Here is a 19,390-nt window from a genome sequence, read left to right on the forward strand (position 1 = left end):
CGCGCGTCGGCGGTCCGTGTAGGGGCGACGCTCCTCCATGGGACCACGGCGATGCTCACACCGTGGTCTGCGCCGAGACAGCCATGTACGCGGCCTTCACGCCCGGCATCCACCGTGGTCACCCGATGCTGAGACTCTCATTCGAGCGACACCGCTCAAGATCGGAACAACAACAGTCACTAAGGACGCCTGGCTCGCTCCGCGTTGTCAGGATGGTTCGTCAACTAAGGTCCTCCCGTCCGCTTCGGTCGCGACAGCGGGCCGCCCACCCGGCAACGCCGGTCCGGCCAGCGACACCACGAAGGGAGCCTGACCATGGGATGCGCCTGCCAGAAGGGCTGCGGACAGTTCGAGGCCGTCGCCGACGAAGGCGCCGGCAGGGTGCTCTTCGCCTCTTCGCCGAAGCCGACCGCCGAGACGGTGTTCAGGAGGTACCCCGGGAGCATCGTCCGGGAGAAGGGCACGGCAGGGGCGAAGACCGTCCAGTGAACACGAGCGGGCGGGCCACCCCGAGGAACTGGGTGGCCCGCCTGTACGCGGAGGTAGCCGAGGACAGCGCCCTGGCCTCGCACACTCGCCGCCAGCGGTCAGAGGAGCGTGTAGACCCCCGGGTCGACAGCGGGCCCCGACGGATCGACCTCTCCGCCCTGACCCGCCGACGGGTTCGGGGCGGGCGGTGACGGCACGTTCTCCCGGGGCTGCCCAGTAGGCGAATCCTTGAAGTGCCGGAGGGCGAGCTCCAGGCCCGCAACCTCCCTCGCAACGACGAGGTTCGGGGTCTTCAAGACCTCGGCGACCAGCTTGCTGTTCTCCTCGATGCACCCGTCAGCGGGCTTGTCAGGGATCTTCCACTTGTCACCGGAGGGATAGAACTCAGAGTTGGAGCCGACGCTCACAAGCGCAATGGGACCGATCTTGAGCTGCCGGCCGCCGTCGTGCTCAAGGACGACGTCCACCACGCCGAGCCACGGCGAGGCGCCATCGGGGATCTTCGACTCTCCCACCGTGAGCATGAGGCGATCGTGCTTGTTGGCGCTCACCTCGTAGCTGATCGTCTTCGTGAGCGTGAAGGGCTTCGACGGCGGTACGGGCTGCTGACCCTCGGGGATCTTGAACTGGTAGTTCGCCGAGACGACCAGCTCCCCACCGACAGCAGCGCACGATTTCAGGGGCTGGAGGCGGTTGAACGTGATGCTGGCCTTCGTGACCAAGGACGTGCCGCTGGCGATGTTCCCCAACGTGATGTCGATGTGGGGGCCGTAGACGTTGGGTGCCTTCCTTCGCACCGCGTTCTGGACAGAGGCGTCGTACTCCTCGCCATCGATGCCTCCCTCGATGTAGGCCGAGACCTGCGACAGCGCGAGGTCGGACTTCAACTCCGGCCCGCTCCGGGCCAGGTCGTTCGAGGTCTGCGAGTCACGCTCGATCTGGAAGACGACAACGCCCACGGCCACCGCCACTACCAGGCCCAGGGCGATGCCGATCCTGACGAACCGGTGGTGCTTCGCCCGGCGTCTGATCTCCTCCGGGGAATCCAGAACGATGTCGCCGCTCTGGGTGATGGCCTGTGTGGCGTTGCCGTGGGCGTTGATGTTCTGGGAACCCGGCTGGTCAGGGCTGCTCATCACGGGGTCCGGGACTTGTTGCCGACCACGATGTCGCCGGTCTGGGTGATGTTCTGCGTGGAGTGGTCGTAGCCCTTGATGTTCTGGACGAAGGTCCGCTGCACCGCGGGTACCGCGGCACGGACCTCCTCCACTAGGGCCCGGAGGTCGTCTTCGAGCTCCGGGTTCTCCTCCAGCAGCTCAGTCAGCTTCACCGTCCACCGGTTCCGGAGAGCATCCCGGACGCGCTCCTGCTGCGGTTCGGCGACCTGCTCGAGCTCCATCGGGATTCGGTCGAGCTGCACCGAAACGCGCTGCTCGTCCCGGTCGTCGCCTCGGCCGAGCAGCCGGGCGACCTTGCCCTTGGTGCTCTGCCAGATGTCCGTCGCCGCCGCGCTAACAACCGCGGTTCCGCCCGCCGCCGCCAGCTCCACCAGTGCGTCCGTCAACATCGTTGCGCTCCCACTTCGTTGAGGGATTCGCGGGCACGGCCGGCCCGCTAAGGCAAACAAGGTAATGCATAGTCAGATCACGCAGTATCCGCGCCGCATGCTGCTTCGCGTTGATCTTGAGCCACTCGATCGGCGACTCGACCGAGGCCGGCTTCTGCTCGCCCTCCCCGCGCTCGGCGGCCTCACCCGGAGCGGCCTGGATCGCGGTGGTGTGCGCGGTGCCCTGCGAGCGGCTGCCGCGCAGCCCGGTGATCCGGCCGACCACCCGGGCGTCGTGCGCCGCCAGCGCCCGCAGGACCCGCCAGATCGTCCAGAAGGAAGAGGCGCCTCGATCTCGGCGTCGGCCTCCCTTCACGGCCTCCCCAGCGTCGTGGACCTCGGCCGGGTCGGCGGTGGCGGTGTCGTCGCCGACCTCCGGGGTGGGGAGGTAGACCGGGATGACGACCCAGGAGACCTTGCCCTGACGGTATGACTGGCGCAGCGCGCGGCCGACGGCCTGCACGATGTCGATGACCGAGCTCTTGGGGTCGGCGAAGCACACGGCGTCCACGGCGGCGACGTCGATGCCCTCGGTCAGCAGCCGGCTGTTGCAGAGGATGCCGCACTCCTCGCCGTCCGCACCGGTGTGGGCCTTCAACTCCGTGAACGCCTGGCGGCGGTCCTTGAGGCGGTCGGTGCCCGCCACGGCCTTCGCCCAGATCCGCTCCGGCGGTCCTTGTCCTCGAGCAGCTGCGCGGTCTCCAGCACCGTGCCGGCGAACTCCCGCGCCGCCGTCACCCGCGAGTGGAAGGTGATGACCCGGTGCAGGTCGAGGTCGGCGACCGCGCGCAGCACCGCGATCTGCAGCGCCAGGCGCAGCAGATCCTCGTTGGAGCGCTGGGAGCGGAGGTCGGCGATGGCCGGAAGGTTGAGCAGTTCGCGCAGGTCCTCGTCCGTTATCGCCGACCGGGGTGGTGCCGGAGACCAGCCGCGGGCGCTGCGCAAAGCCACCCAGGCCGAACAGCAACACGCTGCGGACGGCGCGGGAGGCGAGGTAGGCCGCCTGACGCTGCCGCTCGTCTCCGTGCAGCTTCGAGAGGTTGGTCAGGTCCGCCCAGGCGGCCTTCAGGCGCTTGCCCCACTCGTCGAGCGGCTTGCCGTCCTCGAACAGCAGGCCGCCGAGGATCTCGACCTTCCACGGTGCAAGGTGGATCTCCGCGCCGCCCGCCCACGTCACGAAGGTCTCCCCCGGCGTCGAGGGGTAGATCCAGGCGCCGTCACCGGTGACCGGGGCGGCCAGCAGGCCGACGTGGCTCCAGCTGCCCGGGACGATCACCCGCACGTTCCAGTGCGGAGCACGACATCAGCGCCTTCGTCTGCTCGGCCTCGCTCATCGCGGCGAACGCGGCCGCAGTGATCCGGCGCGGCGTGCCGACCGGCGACTTCCACAGGTGCTTGGCGTAGGCGAAGGTGCGGTCGTACTCGACCAGGGCGGGCAGCTGCTCCGGGATGCCGGGCGGAAGGATCAGCACAGTGCGGCCCTGATGACCACCGATCGCGTGCAGCAGGCCCCGCAGCTCCTCCGACAGCACCGGGTAGCCACCCGCCCACTTACCCGTCGTCGGGACAGTGCGCGACCACGTCCCGGCCCGTCTGCGACGGCGAGCCCATCAGGACCGCGTCGTCCCAGTGGCGGCGCAGCGCCTGCCACAGCAGCGTGAACGCCTGACGGCAGGCGACCACGTCGGCGCCGTCCGGATCGAACCACTCCCCCATCGACCGGTTCTCCGGCACCGGCCCCTCCGGGGCGGCGGCCGGGGCGTAGCGGCCGACGGGCTGGCGCTGGTGGAGGAAGTGGCCGGCGAACTTGTCGCGGCCGGAGCCGACGGCGGTGGTCCACCGCTCGCTCGGGTGTTCAGCCACGCGGCGACCGCGTCCTTGAGCGTGTTGTAGCGCTCGGCGCCTTCGTGCCACGGGGCACCGGCGGTGATGCAGACCCGCTCGGTGCCGACGCGCTGAAGTTCCTGGACGCCCGGGTGAACGTGCCCCAACCTTGCTTCCCTAGGTGTCCTAGTCTATAACTAGAGGCATTAGGAAACCTTGAGGAGGGCGCATGGCGCGGGCCGGGCTGACGGCGGAGCGGGTGACGATCGCGGGCGCCGAGCTGGCGGACGAGGTCGGGCTCGACCAGGTGACCATGGCGCAGGTGGCGCGGCGGCTGGGTGTGAAGGACGCGAGCCTCTACACGCACGTCCGCAACCTGGAGGATCTGCGGGGACGGATCGCGCTGCTGGCGGCGGATGAGAAGACGATCCGCATCGCGGAGGCGACCGCCGGGCTGGCGGGCAAGGACGCGCTGGTCGCGTTCGCGAACGCCTGGCGGGAGTACGCCCACCAGCGTCCGGGCCGCTACACGGCAACCCAGATCCCGATCCAGATCGACCCTGAGCTGGCCGCAAAAGCGCCCGGACCACGGCGCGCGGTCGAACTGACCTACAGCATGCTGCGCGGCTACGGACTGACCGAACCCGACCTGACCGACGCGGTCCGGCTGCTGCGCAGCACGTTCCACGGATTCGTCGCCCTCGAGGCCGCGGGCGGCTTCGCGCACGAGCGTTCGCCCGAGCAGTCCTGGGCCCGCGCCCTCGATGCCCTGCACACCCTCCTGGAGCACTGGCCCCCGTCCCGAGAAGGAGACTCGGCATGACCGACCCGACCACTGGCAGCCTGCGCGTGGATGGCGCGACCCTGCACTACGAAGTACGCGGCCAGGGCCCGCTCCTGCTGCTGATCCCCGGAGGGGCGGGCGACGCGGCGTCCTTCGACGGCATCGCCGACGACCTGGCCGCCGAGCACACCGTCGCGACCTACGACCCGCGCGGCATGTCCCGCAGCCCGCTGGACGACCCCGAGGCCGACCAGCGCGTGGCCGAGCACGCCGACGACGCGCTTCGGATGCTGGACCTGCTGTCGCCCGGTGCGCCCGCCCGGGTGTTCGGCGCAAGTTCGGGCGCGATCGCCGCCCTGCATCTGCTCGCCGCCCATCCCGAACGCCTCGAACGCGTGGTGGCGCACGAGCCGCCGGTGGTGGAGGTCCTGCCGGACGCGGCCGAACACCGCGCGCTCATCGCACGAGTACAGGAGGTGTTCCACACCCAGGGGCTGATGCCGGCGATGACCGAATTCGCCGCGGGCCTGAAGAAGGACGGCGACACCACCGAACCGAAGGCCGAGATCACACTCCCGCCACAGGCGGCGGCACGGGCCGAACGGACGATGGCCAACCTGCCGTTCTTCCTCGGGAGCATCGTGCCCGACTTCATGGCCTACTCCCCGGACATCCACCGACTGGAGGCGCTGTCGGACCGGCTCGTGCTGGTCGGCGGCCAGGACTCGCGCGGCGAGCTGCCCTATCGCTCGGCCGCTTTCCTGGCCGAGCGTCTCGGCACGGAACTCCAGCACTTCCCCGGCGGGCACACCGGCCTGACCACGCACCCCGCCGAGTTCGGCGAACTCCTTCGGAAGGCATTCGGCGCCCACAACTGAATCCCGCTCACCCCGGTCCGCCCCACCGCAGGCGGTTACCGACCGCCTCGCGTGCTGGGCGCTCCGGGCGGTGGCGGCCCTCTGCGCGCGGACCACCCCCAGCACCGCCGCGGCCGTGTCCGACCCGGCGGCGGCGACCAACCGCCCGGTCCTCGGTTTTGATGTTGCCGTCCGAGGCGACCATGCCGTGCGACGCGAGGTCACCGAGCGCCCTGTACGGGCGCGGCGTTCTCCCGCTGGGAAAGGCCGGTACCGCTGTCAGGGGCGTGGCGCAATCCTGCGCCAGGAAGGCCGGGGCCGGGGTCCGGCCCCGGCCGCGCAGCGGGGGCAGACACGGTGGCTGTCCGAACCGAACCCGACCCCGGCGGAGCAGACCACCACCGCCGTGCAACTGCTCTTCATGGCCGACGCCTTCCACATCACGCTTGCGGACATCGACGACGGCCGCGAGACGATGCGCAGCCTGGCCCCGCCGTTCCTCTCGCCCTGCTCACGATGGGGTAGGCCCCGAGGGAGAACGTGTCGAGGGGGCCGTCCGAAGCCGGCCCCCTCGATACGGCACCACCCCGCCCCCCGCGGCGCCGCGGCCGGACGCAGGCCGCGAGGCCGCACACCCCCGGCCCCGTATGCTCCTGGCCATGACCAGCGCACCCCCCGCCCGCAGACGCGACGGTGCCGCGACCCGCGAGGCGATCCTCGCGGCCGCGGTCGTGGAGTTCACCGAGCACGGCTACGCCGCGGCCGGGGTACGGCAGATCGCCGAGCGGGCGGGCGTCACGGCGATGATGATCAACCGTTACTTCGGCTCGAAGGAAGGCCTGTTCACGCAGGCCGTCGACCGCGCCTTCGCCCCGCCGATCGTCGTCGGCGACGAACCCGCCGCCCTGGCACACGCCATCGCCCGCACCCTCGCCGAGCGCACCGCCGCGGGCGCCGAGCGGCTCGACCCGTTCCTCCTGCTGCTGCGCTCGGCCCCGGACCCGGAGGCGGCCGGCATCATGCGCCGGGGCGTGGAGGCCCACGTGGGCGCCCGCCTGGCGGGCCTGCTGGAAGGACCGGACGCGGACGTGCGCGCCCAGCTCGCTCTCGCCCTGGTCGCCGGGACATGGCTGCTGCGCAGCGTCGTCGGCACCTCCGCGCTCGCCGCCGCCGACGACGGGCGTCTGGCCGACCTGCTCGCGGACATGCTGCAACCGCTCGTCGCTCCCGGTGGCGCCCGCGGGTGATCCCGCCCGGCCGGAGCCGCCTGAAGCCGCGTGGAGGCGCCCGAGCTGCTGGAGCCGCCCGGGCCGCCGGAGTTGGCGGGCGCCGGGTGCCCGGACGGCGGGTGCTCAGAAGGCGGAGCGGATGAGTCCGCCATCGACGCGGATGGTCGCCCCGCTGACGTACTGGGCCTGGGCGCTGCACAGGTAGGCGACGGCTGCGGCGATCTCCCCGGGTTCGCCGAAGCGTTCCTGGTCGTTGGGGGCGATGGCCCGCACCGCGTTGGGCCCGATCTCCTCCCAGGTCTCGCCCCAGCCGTGGCCAGGTCCGATGCCGGTGAGGAGGTCCCGGGTGGCGTCGACGAGGATCGCCCCGGGGGACACCGTGTTGGACGTGACGCCGGTGCCCTTGAGCTCGCGCGCCAGGGAGACGGCGAGGTTGTGCCGGGCGGCCAGGGTGGCGCTGTACTGGGGAAGGGCGTCGGTGGGCTGGGAGGCGAGTCCCCCGCCGATGGTGACGACCCGTCCCCATCCGCGTGCGCGCATCGCGGGGACCAGGTGCCGGATCATGCGCACGCCCGAGACGACGTTGACGTCGTAGGTGCGCCGCCACTCCTCGGGGGTGGCCTCGGCCCAGGACAGGTGCCGGTAGAAGCCCGCGTTGTTGACGAGGATGTCCACGGGACCGTCCGCCGTGGCGGCGCAGGCGACTTCGGCCGCGCCGTCGTCGTCGGCGAGGTCGCCGACGACCGCGTGGGCCGTTCCACCGGCCTCACGGATCCGCCGGGCGACAGCCTCGGTGCGCTCCCGGTCCCGCCCGTGCACCACGACCGCCGCCCCCTCGGCCGCCAGCAGCCGCACCGTGGCCTCGCCGAGCCCCGCGCTCGAACCCGTCACGAGTGCGCGCCTGCCAGCCAGTTCGAGATCCATTCCCGTGTCTCCCCTCTCCTGGGCGTGCCACGCGCGCCCGCACGCCGCTGCGGCGGGCCGGAAGCATCCTTCGCAAGTCTACAACTGTAGACTTACCAGGGGATGCCGACCACGAGGCCGAACTGCGGCCGGACACCGAAGGGTTGCCCGCCCGGAACCACCGCTGCCCCGGCCGGCCCGGGCAGCGCCCGCCCAGCGGCGGCCGACGAACCGCGGTCCATGCCCAGGCAACTCACCGCCGATGCCGGCGAGCAACCCGCGCACCTTCGGCGCGGCACCCCGGCACCCCGGCACCCGCGCCCGGCTGCAAGCCGCATCACAGGTGAGCGGTGGGGGCGGGGCCTGCCGGTGGGCGGCCGCCAAATCCCGCCCCGGCCCGTCGGCACCCGCACTACGCTGCGCGAAAGACCGATCCGGCGCCGGTTCGACGGCACACCCTCGACCAGCACGCTCCCCTGTGCCGCGCGCTGCTCGACACGTCCGTGCTCACCACGGACATCAACGCCGCCACCCGGCGCCCCGCCGCCTCCTCCTTCGTCGCCGGAGCACAGGCCGGCACCGTACGGTGCCTGATCCCCCTGCACGTCGCCCAGGAGAACGGCCAGGTCTTCGGCGCCATCCGCCCGCCCGCTCGCAGCGAACAGCAGCAGGACCACGACGCGGTCCCGGCCGGGGACCGGCCCCGGCAGCGCGCAGCAGCCGACGAGCAGTCCGGGCCGGGACGGCCGCGTGCAGGCTCCGGACCGCGGCGAGCGGACCGGGACAGCGGCAAGCGAGAAAGGCGACGGGCGGACGGCCTCGCCGCGAACGCGTCCGCCGCCGACGTCTTGCCAGCGGACCAAGCCCTCCCTACCGTCGAATGGCGCAAGCTGACAGACCGTCTCACAAGCCGTCGTGCCACCCCCACGAAGGAGCGACGATGTCCAGGACAGGCCCCCGGCGCCGACTCGGCGTCCGATCCCTCTGCACCCTCGCGCTCGCGCTCGGCCTGCTCGCCCCGGCCGCCGCCACCAGCAGCGCCGCCCCCGCAGCCGCCCCGGCGCTACGGGAGGTGATGTTCGTCGGCAACAACTGGGACGGCACCGCCGACGTGATCGAATCCTCCGGCGCCCTCAGCAAGGTCGGACGGATCAACGTCGTCCCCGACAAGGACCAGCGGCTCGCCGAGATCTACCTCAACCCCGTCAAGCTCGGCTACTTCCTCGGCATCAGGCTCGGCCCCGGTGAGGGCCACGACCAGTTCGTCGACGACATGTACAGCACTCCGGACGGCACCGCCATGGTCGTCTCCCGGCCCAGCTTCGCCGACGTGGTCTCCCTCGACCTCGCCACCGGGCGGGTCAACTGGCGCTTCCCCGTGGCGGGTTACCGCGCCGACCACATGGCGCTCTCGCCCGACGGCACCCGGGTGGCGGTCTCCGCCTCCACCGCCAACACCGTGCACGTCCTGGACGTCCGCACCGGCGCCGAACTCGGCTCGTTCCGCACCGGGGACAAGCCGCACGAGAACGTCTTCACCGACGGCGGCCGGAAGCTGTGGAACATGTCCATCGGCAACGTCGAAACCGCCCTGGACGCGCCCTGGCTGGACTGGACGAAGGGCGACCGGCACATCACCGTCGTCGACGCGGTCACCCTCACCCCGATCCGCGAGATCGACCTGCGCAAGCGCCTCGACGACGCCGGCCTCGGCGGCCTCTCCAACGCCGTCCGGCCCGCCGTCTTCTCCCCGGACGGCACCCGGCTCTACTTCCAGGTGTCCTTCTTCAACGGCTTCCTGGAGTACGACGTGGCCGCCGACCGGATCACCCGGGTGAAGACCCTCCCGCTCGACCCGGCCGCCAGTACCGACCGCACCACCTGGCCCAACGACTCCCGCCACCACGGCCTGTCGATGAGCCCGTCGGGCGACCGGATCTGCGTCGCGGGCACCGTGGACGACTACGCGACGGTGGTCGACCGCGCCACCCTCCAGGAGGGGCCGCTGGTGCCCGCGTCCAAACCGTACTGGGCGACGGTGAGCGGGGACGGCAGGTCCTGCCTGATCTCGGAGAGCGGCGCGGACCAAGTCACCGCCATCGACTTCGCGACCGGCCGCAAGACCGCCTCGATCGCCGTCGGCCACCACCCCCAGCGTGTCCGCCTCGGCCACGTCCCCACCGGCTGGGTGGGGCCCACGACGCCGTAGCGCGCCGAGCCCGTAGCGGAGCGTCGGTCCTCTTCGGCATGGCGGCGCGTTCGTCCCGGGCCCCGCCGAACTCGGACGGGGGCAGGACGTGGAGCGCGTCGGCGATCGTCGCCTGCCCGCCCCCCTGGCCGTACTCCTCGCCGGCTACGCGAACCGGCCACGACCACCGGGCTGGGCAGCCGACCACCCCAACCCATGGCTCCTCCCGCCGCCGGTGTCGCAGGCGTCGGCGAGGACGGAGGCGACTTCGGCCCAGTGGTCGCCGGGGTCGTCCGCCGGCAGGGTGCGCTCCCAGGGCAGGCCGTAGGCGCGGGCGGCCGCGAGGCCGACGTCGGGCCGGCTGATCATCGCGGTCCACAGGGTGTCTGCGGCGGCGGTCGGGCCGGCCGCGATCGCGAGCAGCGGGCCGGGGTCCGGGACCTCGACCGCCGACCGCAGTCGCGGTCGGCCGCCCCGGCCTTCCGGACCTCAGCCGATCGCCTCGGTGGCCAGCGTGAGGACCGCCCGGTCGAAGCAGGGTTCGCCGGGCAGCGGAGCCACCTCGGTGTCGCAGAACACGACCGGGACACCGCGCCGTTCAGCGTGTTCGGCAACGACGTCGACGGCGGCGGCCTTGAGTTCGACGAGGTACAACTCAGCCTGGATGTCGGCTAGTTCGGCTCGAAGGCGGTTCCGGTCGGCGAGGGCGTTCGTGGCGTGGACGACCCGGGCGCCGTACTTCGCCCGCAGGTGGTCGACCATCCCGGGCAGGACGTGCGGCGCGGCGGTGGTGAAGAACGCGACGCGACGCCCCGACACGTCCGCGACCGGGCGGGGTCGCAGGGCGACGGCGATCAGCGGCACGTCCCGGATCCGGCGGACGGCCTCTCGCATGGCGCGGACGTCGAGTTGCGGGTCGGCGAGGGTGAGCACGGCCAGGTCGGAGACCAGGAGCCGGTACGCCCCCAGGTAGCCGAACACCCGGTCGGGATCCTGGCCGCCGCCGATGACGAGGATGCGCCGGCGTGCCTCCACCGGCGGCAGGACGGTCCCGCTGCCCTCGAACAGGACGAGGTCGGGCGAGAGCTTCGCCGCCGCCTCGGCCGCCTCGGCGACGTTCGAGGCGAAAGGAGCGGACGCGAAGCCACCGCCGCAGCGCCGGGCCCCCACGGTGGCGGCCCCGGTGAACACCGCGTCCTCGATGTAGTCGGACGCGGCGTGCTGTCCGGAGCGGGACAGCTCCAGCAGGTCGGTGAGGGTGGGCGGGTCGGTCACCACCTCCGGTTCGGCCGGCCCGCCGCGGCCCATGGCGACGACCACGACCTTCCACCGCTCTGCCAGCAAGCGCGCACTGTGACCGCTGACGGCGGTCTTGCCGATCCGCTTGCCCGTGCCCGCGATGCTGAGGGACGGCAGCGCGAACGGAGCCAGCCGCGGCGGCTCGAAGCAGAAGTCCGCCCCCGCGTAGGGAACTCCGCAGGCCATCGCCTGCGCCGCGTACGCCATCCGCTCCGGGCCGCCGACCACCGGTTCGTCCGACAGGTCGAGGACGAAGTCGGCCCCGCAGACGGACACCGCGTCCGCGAGACTTCCGGTCAGCAGCGGTGCTCCGAAGTCCGGGGCCTCCCTCAGCTTCTCCGTCCCACCGACGAGCAGGGCACCCACCACCCGGTAGGGCAGCGCGCGCAGCGTTTCCCGCACCACCTCCGGATAGTGCTCACCGTCGACGATCGCGAGGGCCCGCCCTCTCACCAGCGGTGACGGCAGTCTGTCGATCATGTGCTCTCCCGGGTGCTGCTCTTCCTGCTCCGGAGCCGGACGGGGAGCGGGTTGGCACGCCGCTCGGCTCGAAACTGCCGCTGCTCCCCTCAGGCGACGACGACGCGGGTCGCGTGTGTCGCTGAGGGCAGAGTTCCGCGCTGCCTTCGTACGGGCACACCGTCCGCCACTCGGAGGAGCACCCGACATCGGTCATGATGCGGCTGTGCAGCTCGTTGCGCACCAGAGGAGGGGCCGAAGAGCGGCCCGCTGCCGGACCAGGAACTGTTCACCATGGGGGTCGTTGCGGCGGCCGGCCCCGACACACCCTGAGACGGTGACGTCCGTTGCCGGGTGGCGGCCCGCGTGCGGGCCGCGCGGCGTCGTGGACCTCCCGCAGCAGGCGGGACGGGGACGGCCGCCTGCCAGCGGTCTCCTACGCCAGGGCGGCCACCGCGACGACGGCTCCCTTGGGCAGGCGCCCGTCGGGCGGCAGGGGCTCCAGGGTGGGCAGGACCGCCCGCGTCGCAGCCTCGACCCGGGCCCGGCGGGCCTGCGGGCTGGTCTCCTCCAGTAGCGCCGCCAGCCGTTCCTCGCGCGTGGACGCGGCCGGGTCGGGCACGGCGGCGATCCGCAGGCTCACCCCGCTTCCCCGCCGGCTGCGGCGGACGCAGGCGCGTCAGGCGCGCCGGGCACCCTGGGGGTGGGGGCTTGCTCAGCGGGGAGCAGGTGGGCACCACGGGCCAGGATGCGAGCGGAGGCGAGCTCGGCGCCGGGACGGCAGCCGGCAGCCGGCCGGACGCGCGGCGGCCAGGACGAGCAGGACGGCCGGTCGGCGACGCGGGCCCGGACGGTGAAGGGGGGATGTCCACCGTCCGGACCCGTGCTCTCGCCCGCCGGTCCTCTTCTGACCCCGATCCGTCCCCGCAAACCCTCCGGCACCGGAGCTGACGGGCGTCGGCGAGGGCCGGGCCCAGAGACGGACGCCGTACGGCAGCAGCCGAACGGCCGCAGCTGAGGCCCGGGCGGGACGGGCAGCGAGCCGGCGACGAGCGTGCGGCGAACCGCGGAGCGGCCGGAACGGCGGAAGGCAAGCAGCGGCCGGCGACTCCCGCGTGGCGCGCAGCGGCCCCGGACAGCGGACGGACCGTACGACACCGGACGGGCGGAATGGCCGGGGACGGCCAAGGCGCCGAGCGGCGGTACCTTCGGCCTCCGTCGGCCGGACGGCGGCAGGGACGACGGAGGGCGAGTGGAGCGCAGCGGGGGGCGCGGCCGGCCCGGGAGGACGAGGTTGTCGCGGCAGGTCGCGCCCGCCCGGCGCCGGGCGGGCGGAGTGGGAGGGGGAAGGCGGGGTAGCAGACGCATCGCCGTACGACCCGGTGCCGCCGGGCGGGGCCGTCCGAGGAAGCGGAGGGAAACGGGGGTACGGGGCGTCATGATGGGCCAGTCACACGCGGTCAGCGGGGCACTCGTCTTCGCGGCGACGGCGCCGTTCCTGCCGGAGGCACTGTTCGGTGTGGCACCGCGGCCGAGTGAGGTCCTGATCGGAACGCTGCTGTGCGCCGGGGCCTCGCTGCTTCCCGACCTGGACCACCACGACGCGACGCCCGCCCACCTGCTGGGGCCGCTGTCGAGGGGACTGTGCCGCCTGGTGTCCTGGCTGTGCGGCGGCCACCGCCACGCCACGCACTCCCTCGCGTTCGTCGCGCTCGCGGGCTGGGGCACGCGGCTGGGTGTGACCCGCCTCGGCCATCCCTTCGCCCTCACCCTGACCTTCGTTCTCCTCGCCCTCGCGGCGCGGGCCCTGCACCTGCACCCTCCCGGGCACGGTCTGACGGCATGGGTGACCGCCGTCGGTCTGGCGGGTGTCGGGACGGCCACGGTGGCCGCCTGGTTCCCCGGCATCACGCTCTGGCTTCCGTACGCGGTCTGTCTGGGCGCTCTGACCCATCTGCTCGGTGACTGCCTGACCCGTCGTGGGGTTCCTCTGCTCTGGCCGTACCGCAAGCGCTTCGAGCTCGTGCTGATACGGCGGACCGGCAGCAGGCTGGAGACCCGGTTCCTCGTGCCCGTGATGACCGTCGCCACGTTCGTGGCCCTCTGGTTCGCCGCTTTCGCCCCCCTGTTCGCCCTGGGGTGAGCGGCACCCGGCGCTGCACCCGGCGTTGTCCGGCTCGGCCGGCCCGCCTGCGGCCGGGGACCAGGCGAAAAAATTTCCTCTCACCCGACCGATGAGTTCCGCCGCCGGCGGCGGTCAAACCCGGGAAAGCAACGACAGCAGCCCCGGGGAGACCTGAAATGTCCAGCACCGCCACCGCCGTGAAGTCCCGCCGGACCGCCCTCCGGACGGTCTGGACGCTGCGGATCCTGCTCGCACTCTTCTTCGCCCTGGCCAGCGCGCTGCCCAAACTGCTCGCGCTCCCCGCCGCCACGGCCGTCTTCGACGCCATCGGCTGGGGCCACTGGTTCATGTACCTGACCGGACTGGTGGAGCTCGCCGGGGCGATCGGCCTGCTGGTCGGGCGGCTGGCCGGGCCGGCCGCGACGGCGCTCATCGTCTTCCTGGTGTTCGCGTTCGTCACCCAGCTCACCGCCATGCACGGGCAGAACGCCGGGACGCCGTTCCTCTTCATGGTGCCGCTGGCCGTCATCGCCTGGAACCGGCGCGCCGAGACGGCCGAGCTGCTCGGCCTCCGGCGCTGACCGGGTGCGCGCAGGGCTCCGTCACGCCATGTCATCGTCGCTGACATGAGCCCGACCGGGCGGGGCAGACGGGGAGTCCCGATCCAGAACCCGGGAGGCGTCGATGACCCTGGCCATGGTGCTGTTGCTCGTTCCCGCCGCACTCGCGGCGATCCTGACCGCCACCGCTCCCTCGCTCCCCCGCCGCCACCGCCGCCCACGGGCGGCCGTGGTCCGCAGCGAACCCGCCGCGCACCGCCCCCGCCACGCCCGGCCGTGGAGCCCGTGACGGGGCTTCCGCCCGAACTCGGCCGCCCGGCCGTGGGTTTGCCCACGACCGGGCGGCCGTCGGCTGCTCCCGTGCCACCGCACCCGGACGCCGCCCGGTGGCACGGGTCCCGCACGGCGAGCGCCCGCGGGTCGAGGCCCCGCGGAGGCCCGGCGCACGAGGCCCGGCAGGCCCGGCCCCCGCGACACCGGCATGAATGCCCGGCATCGGGGCAGACGGCGGGCGTCGCGGAGAGGTCGGATCGAACGAGAGGAAGAAGACCATGACGATCCTGTGGGCCCTGGTCGCGGGCCTGGTGGTGGGTCTGCTGGCGAAGCTGGTGCTGCCGGGCCGTCAGCCCGTGCCGCTGTGGCTGACCGTCCTCGTCGGAGCGGTGGGGGCGGTACTCGGCAACGCCGCGGCCTCCTACTTCGGTGTGCGGCACACCGGCGGAATCGACTGGATCCGGCACCTGCTGCAGATCGGCGTGGCGGCCGTACTGATCGCCGTGGTGACGCCCGCCTACGTGGCACGGCACCGCTGAACCACCGCCCGAGCCGGCCCCTCGGGGGCCTGCGAACGGTACGCATGTGGGCCCGGCCGCCCCGCCACACGGAGGCAGCGGCCGGGCCCACATGCGTACCGTTCACGCCGTCGAGGCCAGGCCGCCCACCGGGCGGGGCCGGCCGGCGCGGCGCGGCGGCGTGGGTCCCGGCCGCCACGGCAGGCCCGCAGCGCCTGCGGATCGTCGGCAGCCGGGTCGGTGTCCGACCGCCGGCCGGGCATTCGGCGGGCGCAGACGGGATCTCTTCTGCCCGCCTCCTCCAGTGACCCGGAGGTAGCCCGTGCCGGTCGGCTGCGGGGTGCGGCGTCCGTATCGGGCCGTCAGTCCAGGGCGGCCAGCTTGTCCAGCAGCACGGCTCTCTCAGGGGCGTTGTTGCACAGGCGGACGGCCAGTTCCAGCTCGGCCCGGGCCTCGGCGGTGCGGCCGAGCCGGACCAGCAGCTCGCCGCGCACGCTGGGGAGCAGGTGCGAGCCCGACAGACGGCCGGAGACGAGCAGGTCGTCCACCAGGGCCAGTGCCTCGCACGGTCCACTGGCCATGGCGACGGCCACGGCCCGGTTGAGCTCGACCACAGGTGACGGGGCGACCCGGCCGAGCGCCTCGTACAGGAGCACGACGCACTCCCAGTCGGTCTCGGCCACCGAGGGCGCCGTTGCGTGGCAGGCGGCGATCGCGGCCTGCAGACCGTACGGCCCCAGTCCCCGGCCGAGCGCCGCGGCCCGGCCGAGGGCGGCCAGGCCGCGGCGGATCGCGGAGCGGTCCCACCGGCGGCGGTCCTGGTCCTCCAGCAGCACCGCCTTCCCGTCCGGGCCGGTTCGCGCCGGGAAGCGCGCGGCGGTGAGCTCGAACAGTGCGAGCAGCCCGTGCACCTCTGGCTCGCCCGGCAGCAGGGCGGTCAGCGTCCGGGCCAACCGGACGGCCTCGTAGGCGAGATCCGGGCGCAGGAGGTCGTCTCCGGCGGTCGCGGTGGAGCCCTCGGTGAAGATGACGTACAGGACGCTCAGGACGGCACCCAGCCGCGCCGACCGGTCCCCCGGGGGCGGCAGTTCGAAGGGAACGCGGGCGGCGGTGATCGTCTTCTTGGCACGGGTGATCCTGGCCTGGACGGTCGGTACGGGCACGAGGAAGGCCCGGGCGATCTCCTCGCTGGACAGGCCGGCCACCACGCGCAGTGTGAGCGCGACCCTGGCCTCGGGTGAGAGGACCGGATGGCAGGCGATGAACATGAGCGCGAGGACGTCGTCGTCGATCCGGTCCGGATCCCACGGCAGGTCGTCCGGCACCGCGGACGGGGCCTGCGCGCCCGGGCTGAACTCGCCCTCGGCCAGCGGGCCCGCCAGCAGGGCGTACCGATCGTCGAGCGCCGACCTGCGGCGGAAGGCGTCGATGGCCCGCCGCCGCCCGGTCGCCAACAGCCAGCCCACCGGGTCGGTGGGCGTGCCGTCCCGCGTCCAGGCGACGAGCGCCTCCGCGACCGCTTCCTGGGCGACGTCCTCGGCGAGCGCGAAGTCCCCGGTGTAGCGGGCCAGGGCGGCGACGATCCGCGCGGACTCGATCCGCCAGACGGCCTCGACGGCCCGCCGCGCCGCCTCCGCGACCGGCGGGCCGTCGACTGCTTCCGGCATCAGAGCTGGCCGGTCCGCTCGCGCCACGCCCGCTCCTTGACGATCCACTCGTTGTCCTGCGGGAACTCGTCGATGCCCGGCACGCGGCGCACCTCGCACTTCGAACCGGGGACCGCCGGCAGACGCTTGGCCCACTCGACCGCCTCCTCCTTCGAGGCGACGTCGATCAGGTAGAAGCCGCCGAACAGCTCCTTCGTCTCGCCGTACGGCCCATCGGTGACCACCGGCGTCTCGCCGGCGAAGTCCACCACCACACCCTGCGACGGGTCGTCCAGGCCCTCCGCGGCCACGAGCACGCCGGCCCGGATCAGCTCCTCGTTGAAGCGGCCCACGGTCTCGAGCATCTCCTCGAAGGGCGTGGACATCATCTTCGCCATCGACTCGTCCGTACCCCGCATGATCAGCATGTACTTCGCCATCGTCGGCCTCCTTGAACAGGGATCGTCCCTCGACCCTCTCAGCCCAAGGTCGAACGGCGCAGCCACCGATCGACACGACCGAAGAATTATTTCTCAGGCCCTCGCACCGTCCGGTGTCGGCAGCAGCCGGGACACGGTACCGGCACCGAGCTGCACGCCCACCCGCACCGGGCGAACACCCTGCGGCCCTTCGCCGGGTGGAGTCTGGCGTGCAGCAGCCGCTCCTCCCCCCACGGATCGTCCGGGGCGACGACCAGGGCGGCCAACCGCTCGCGCTCGGTCGGGGCGGGCAGCACCGGATGATCCACGTCCACGGTCGTGCGCGCGGGTCCGCGCCCCGGGTACCGCCGGCCGGTCCGTGCCACGAGCGGTCGCGACGACGGCCGCCTCCGTGGCCGCTCGGGCTGATCGGATGGCTGCGGCGGGCAGGTGCACCCCCTGCGAGCCGGTCCGGAACTTCCACGCGATCGCGTCGATTCCCTGCCGGAATGCCCTAGCCGTGGAAGGTGGTGGTCGCCGTCAGGGCCGCCCGGTCGGTCGCGACCCGGTTCACCGGCGCGTTCTCATCTGCGTACCCGAAGGAGATCCCCACGAGCAACTTCCCTTCGCCTACGCGGAGTTCTTCACGGACGGTGTCGGCGTAGAAGCTGAGCAGGCCCTGCGGGCAACTGGCCACGCCGTACGCGGTCATGGCCAGCAGCAGCGTCTGCAGGTAGGCGCCGGCGTCGGCGGCCAGTCGGGGCCCGCCGTCGCCGGTGACGAACAGGAACGCGGCGTGGGGCGCTCCGTAGAAGCCCAGGCTCCGCGCGTCGTAGGCCGCGCGGGCCGAGTGGTCGTCGGGGCCGATACCCAGCGCTCCGTACAGGCCCGCACCGAAGGCGGCCCGCCGTTCCTGGTGGACGGGGGCGTACATGTCCTCGGAGTACGGGTAGTCGGCCGTGACGCGTCGCTCGGCGTGGGCCGTCCGCAGGGCGTCGGCCAGGCGGTCTCGCTGCGCGCCGCCGACGACCTCGACCCGCCAAGGCTGCGCGTTGGAGTTGGACGGCGCGGCGCCGGCGAGGGAGAAGACCGCGCGCTGGACGTCCTCGGGCACCGCGTCGGGTCGGAACGCGCGGATCGCGCGGCGCCCGCGGATCAGCTGCTCGGCGTACTCCCGCGTTCGCGTCCCGCCCGTCCGCGGCCCGCCGGCGGGCGTCTCGCCCGTGCGCATCCGGGTGAAGACCGGCTCACTCATGGAACTCTCCTCAGGATCGCTTAAGTAAACACAGTCGTTTACTTGGAGGCCCCACTATAACCAGCGACCCCCGCCAAGTAAACGTGAACGTATACTTGCGTCATGGCCACAGTGACGACGGCATCTCGACGGCAGGGCCGCGGAGGACGGGAGCGCATCCTGGCCGCCGCCGCCGGACTGTTCGCGGTCCAAGGGATCAACGCGACCGGCATGGAGCAGATCGCGGAGCGGGCGCCGGTGTCCAAGCGCACCCTCTACGCGCACTTCCGGACCAAGGATGAGCTCGTCCTCGCCCACCTGAAGGACCTCGCCTCGACGGGGCACACCCTGGAGGGCGCGCTGCTACGCGAGGACGTCCCCGCCAGGGAGAGGATCCTCGCGCTGTTCGACCCGCTCCCGGCGGGCACGGACCCCGTCCGCGGATGCCCGTTCATCGACGCCGCCGCGGAGTTCCCCGACCCGCGGAACGCGGTCCACTCCTACGCCCGCGAGCGGAAACTGCTGATGGTGCGACTGGTGGCCGACCTGGCAGCGGAACTGGGCTGCCGTCAGCCCGCCGCCCTCGCCGAGCAACTCGTGACCCTCGCGGACGGCGCCGCCAGCCGCGCCATGGTGCTGGGCGAGGCGGACTACGGCCGACACGCGCGGGCGGCGGCGGAGATCCTCCTGGACAACGCCCTGCCGGCCACGGACTGACGGGCCCGCCGAGTCGCGGGCATGCCCGGTACGCCTGGAGGCCGTCGTGGAGCAGGACCGCGCTGCCCGAGGACAGCGCCGAGGGCCTGTACGAGCAAGCGCCCTGCGGCTACCTGTCGACGCTGATGTCACCCGGGTGAGCGTCGCCGGCCGGCAGGGTACGGAGCTAGACGAGTAGTTCCGAAGTCGGTCAGTGGTCGTAGGCGATCAGTGAGCGGGTGACGGGTTGGCCGGTGGTCCGGTTGTGCCAGATCGCGCAG

Annotated in this window: 23 protein-coding genes; 10 read left to right on the forward strand and 13 right to left on the reverse strand. The window is 72.8% G+C overall.

The window, feature by feature from the left end; genetic code table 11:
* The first annotated feature begins 315 nt into the window (after positions 1-315).
* Complete coding sequence (locus tag ACFY0X_RS36425; RefSeq protein WP_387760807.1) at positions 316-489, forward strand: hypothetical protein; 174 nt, start codon at positions 316-318, stop codon at positions 487-489.
* Between the two features lie 98 nt (positions 490-587).
* Here ACFY0X_RS36425 and ACFY0X_RS36430 read toward each other — a convergent pair whose 3' ends face one another.
* From ACFY0X_RS36430 to ACFY0X_RS36455, 6 genes are all read right to left on the reverse strand, one after another.
* Positions 588-1,625 carry a hypothetical protein gene (locus ACFY0X_RS36430; protein WP_387760808.1) on the reverse strand — a complete coding sequence of 346 codons (1,038 nt, stop codon included), beginning with the start codon at positions 1,623-1,625 and terminating at the stop codon, positions 588-590.
* Positions 1,625-2,056 (reverse strand): hypothetical protein, encoded by a 432-nt coding sequence (locus ACFY0X_RS36435; protein ID WP_387760809.1) that lies wholly within the window; start codon positions 2,054-2,056, stop codon positions 1,625-1,627. The genes ACFY0X_RS36430 and ACFY0X_RS36435 overlap by 1 nt, the downstream gene beginning before the upstream one ends.
* The gene (locus ACFY0X_RS36440) at positions 2,001-2,741 is read right to left on the reverse strand and encodes a helicase-related protein (RefSeq protein ID WP_387760810.1); all 741 of its coding nucleotides are present in this window, start codon (positions 2,739-2,741) and stop codon (positions 2,001-2,003) included. Before ACFY0X_RS36440 ends, ACFY0X_RS36435 begins: the two co-directional genes overlap by 56 nt.
* Positions 2,690-3,046 carry a hypothetical protein gene (locus ACFY0X_RS36445; RefSeq protein ID WP_387760811.1) on the reverse strand — a complete coding sequence of 119 codons (357 nt, stop codon included), beginning with the start codon at positions 3,044-3,046 and terminating at the stop codon, positions 2,690-2,692. The genes ACFY0X_RS36440 and ACFY0X_RS36445 overlap by 52 nt, the downstream gene beginning before the upstream one ends.
* A gap of 266 nt (positions 3,047-3,312) precedes the next feature.
* Positions 3,313-3,627, reverse strand: coding sequence for a hypothetical protein (locus tag ACFY0X_RS36450; RefSeq protein WP_387760812.1), 315 nt, complete (start codon positions 3,625-3,627; stop codon positions 3,313-3,315).
* A gap of 19 nt (positions 3,628-3,646) precedes the next feature.
* On the reverse strand, positions 3,647-3,958 hold the full coding sequence (locus ACFY0X_RS36455; RefSeq protein ID WP_387760813.1) for a hypothetical protein: 312 nt from the start codon (positions 3,956-3,958) through the stop codon (positions 3,647-3,649).
* Positions 3,959-4,148: 190 nt separating this feature from the next.
* Between ACFY0X_RS36455 and ACFY0X_RS36460 the strand changes: the two genes are divergently transcribed.
* The 3 genes from ACFY0X_RS36460 to ACFY0X_RS36470 all read left to right on the forward strand — a co-directional run bounded on the left by ACFY0X_RS36460 (position 4,149) and on the right by ACFY0X_RS36470 (position 6,807).
* Complete coding sequence (locus tag ACFY0X_RS36460; RefSeq protein WP_387760814.1) at positions 4,149-4,742, forward strand: TetR/AcrR family transcriptional regulator; 594 nt, start codon at positions 4,149-4,151, stop codon at positions 4,740-4,742.
* Positions 4,739-5,581 (forward strand): alpha/beta fold hydrolase, encoded by an 843-nt coding sequence (locus ACFY0X_RS36465; protein WP_387760815.1) that lies wholly within the window; start codon positions 4,739-4,741, stop codon positions 5,579-5,581. Before ACFY0X_RS36460 ends, ACFY0X_RS36465 begins: the two co-directional genes overlap by 4 nt.
* A gap of 638 nt (positions 5,582-6,219) precedes the next feature.
* The gene (locus ACFY0X_RS36470; protein WP_387760816.1) at positions 6,220-6,807 is read left to right on the forward strand and encodes a TetR/AcrR family transcriptional regulator; all 588 of its coding nucleotides are present in this window, start codon (positions 6,220-6,222) and stop codon (positions 6,805-6,807) included.
* 105 nt (positions 6,808-6,912) lie between these two features.
* Here the strand turns inward: ACFY0X_RS36470 and ACFY0X_RS36475 are convergent, their stop codons facing one another.
* On the reverse strand, positions 6,913-7,713 hold the full coding sequence (locus ACFY0X_RS36475; RefSeq protein ID WP_387760817.1) for an SDR family NAD(P)-dependent oxidoreductase: 801 nt from the start codon (positions 7,711-7,713) through the stop codon (positions 6,913-6,915).
* Between the two features lie 919 nt (positions 7,714-8,632).
* Here ACFY0X_RS36475 and ACFY0X_RS36480 point away from each other — a divergent pair.
* Positions 8,633-9,901: a YncE family protein gene (locus ACFY0X_RS36480; RefSeq protein ID WP_387760818.1), complete on the forward strand. Its 1,269-nt coding sequence runs from the start codon at positions 8,633-8,635 to the stop codon at positions 9,899-9,901.
* Between the two features lie 144 nt (positions 9,902-10,045).
* Here the strand turns inward: ACFY0X_RS36480 and ACFY0X_RS36485 are convergent, their stop codons facing one another.
* The 3 genes from ACFY0X_RS36485 to ACFY0X_RS36495 form a co-directional block, all read right to left on the reverse strand.
* Positions 10,046-10,249 carry a hypothetical protein gene (locus tag ACFY0X_RS36485; RefSeq protein WP_387760819.1) on the reverse strand — a complete coding sequence of 68 codons (204 nt, stop codon included), beginning with the start codon at positions 10,247-10,249 and terminating at the stop codon, positions 10,046-10,048.
* Positions 10,250-10,369: 120 nt separating this feature from the next.
* Positions 10,370-11,659, reverse strand: a complete 1,290-nt coding sequence (locus tag ACFY0X_RS36490) for a 2,3-diphosphoglycerate synthetase (RefSeq protein WP_387760820.1) — start codon at positions 11,657-11,659, stop codon at positions 10,370-10,372.
* 415 nt (positions 11,660-12,074) lie between these two features.
* The gene (locus tag ACFY0X_RS36495) at positions 12,075-12,281 is read right to left on the reverse strand and encodes a hypothetical protein (protein WP_387760821.1); all 207 of its coding nucleotides are present in this window, start codon (positions 12,279-12,281) and stop codon (positions 12,075-12,077) included.
* Positions 12,282-13,076: 795 nt separating this feature from the next.
* Here ACFY0X_RS36495 and ACFY0X_RS36500 point away from each other — a divergent pair.
* From ACFY0X_RS36500 to ACFY0X_RS36515, 4 genes are all read left to right on the forward strand, one after another.
* Positions 13,077-13,781, forward strand: a complete 705-nt coding sequence (locus tag ACFY0X_RS36500) for a metal-dependent hydrolase (protein WP_387760822.1) — start codon at positions 13,077-13,079, stop codon at positions 13,779-13,781.
* 158 nt (positions 13,782-13,939) lie between these two features.
* Positions 13,940-14,344, forward strand: a complete 405-nt coding sequence (locus tag ACFY0X_RS36505; RefSeq protein WP_387760823.1) for a DoxX family protein — start codon at positions 13,940-13,942, stop codon at positions 14,342-14,344.
* Positions 14,345-14,447: 103 nt separating this feature from the next.
* The gene (locus tag ACFY0X_RS36510; protein WP_387760824.1) at positions 14,448-14,612 is read left to right on the forward strand and encodes a hypothetical protein; all 165 of its coding nucleotides are present in this window, start codon (positions 14,448-14,450) and stop codon (positions 14,610-14,612) included.
* 262 nt (positions 14,613-14,874) lie between these two features.
* The gene (locus ACFY0X_RS36515; RefSeq protein ID WP_387760825.1) at positions 14,875-15,135 is read left to right on the forward strand and encodes a GlsB/YeaQ/YmgE family stress response membrane protein; all 261 of its coding nucleotides are present in this window, start codon (positions 14,875-14,877) and stop codon (positions 15,133-15,135) included.
* 341 nt (positions 15,136-15,476) lie between these two features.
* Here the strand turns inward: ACFY0X_RS36515 and ACFY0X_RS36520 are convergent, their stop codons facing one another.
* The 3 genes from ACFY0X_RS36520 to ACFY0X_RS36530 all read right to left on the reverse strand — a co-directional run bounded on the left by ACFY0X_RS36520 (position 15,477) and on the right by ACFY0X_RS36530 (position 18,434).
* Entirely contained in the window at positions 15,477-16,781 is a 1,305-nt protein-coding gene (locus ACFY0X_RS36520) for an RNA polymerase sigma factor (protein WP_387760826.1), read from the reverse strand.
* Positions 16,781-17,200 (reverse strand): YciI family protein, encoded by a 420-nt coding sequence (locus ACFY0X_RS36525; RefSeq protein ID WP_387760827.1) that lies wholly within the window; start codon positions 17,198-17,200, stop codon positions 16,781-16,783. Before ACFY0X_RS36525 ends, ACFY0X_RS36520 begins: the two co-directional genes overlap by 1 nt.
* 493 nt (positions 17,201-17,693) lie before the next feature.
* A complete protein-coding gene (locus ACFY0X_RS36530) occupies positions 17,694-18,434 on the reverse strand; it encodes a nitroreductase (protein WP_387760828.1) in 741 nt (246 codons plus the stop codon).
* Positions 18,435-18,536: 102 nt separating this feature from the next.
* On the opposite strand from ACFY0X_RS36530, the gene ACFY0X_RS36535 reads away from it, so the two are divergent.
* Positions 18,537-19,130, forward strand: a complete 594-nt coding sequence (locus tag ACFY0X_RS36535; RefSeq protein WP_387760829.1) for a helix-turn-helix domain-containing protein — start codon at positions 18,537-18,539, stop codon at positions 19,128-19,130.
* Positions 19,131-19,390 lie beyond the last annotated feature (260 nt).

The sequence above is a fragment of the Kitasatospora sp. NPDC001547 genome, from assembly GCF_042894165.1.
GTDB lineage: Bacteria > Actinomycetota > Actinomycetes > Streptomycetales > Streptomycetaceae > Kitasatospora.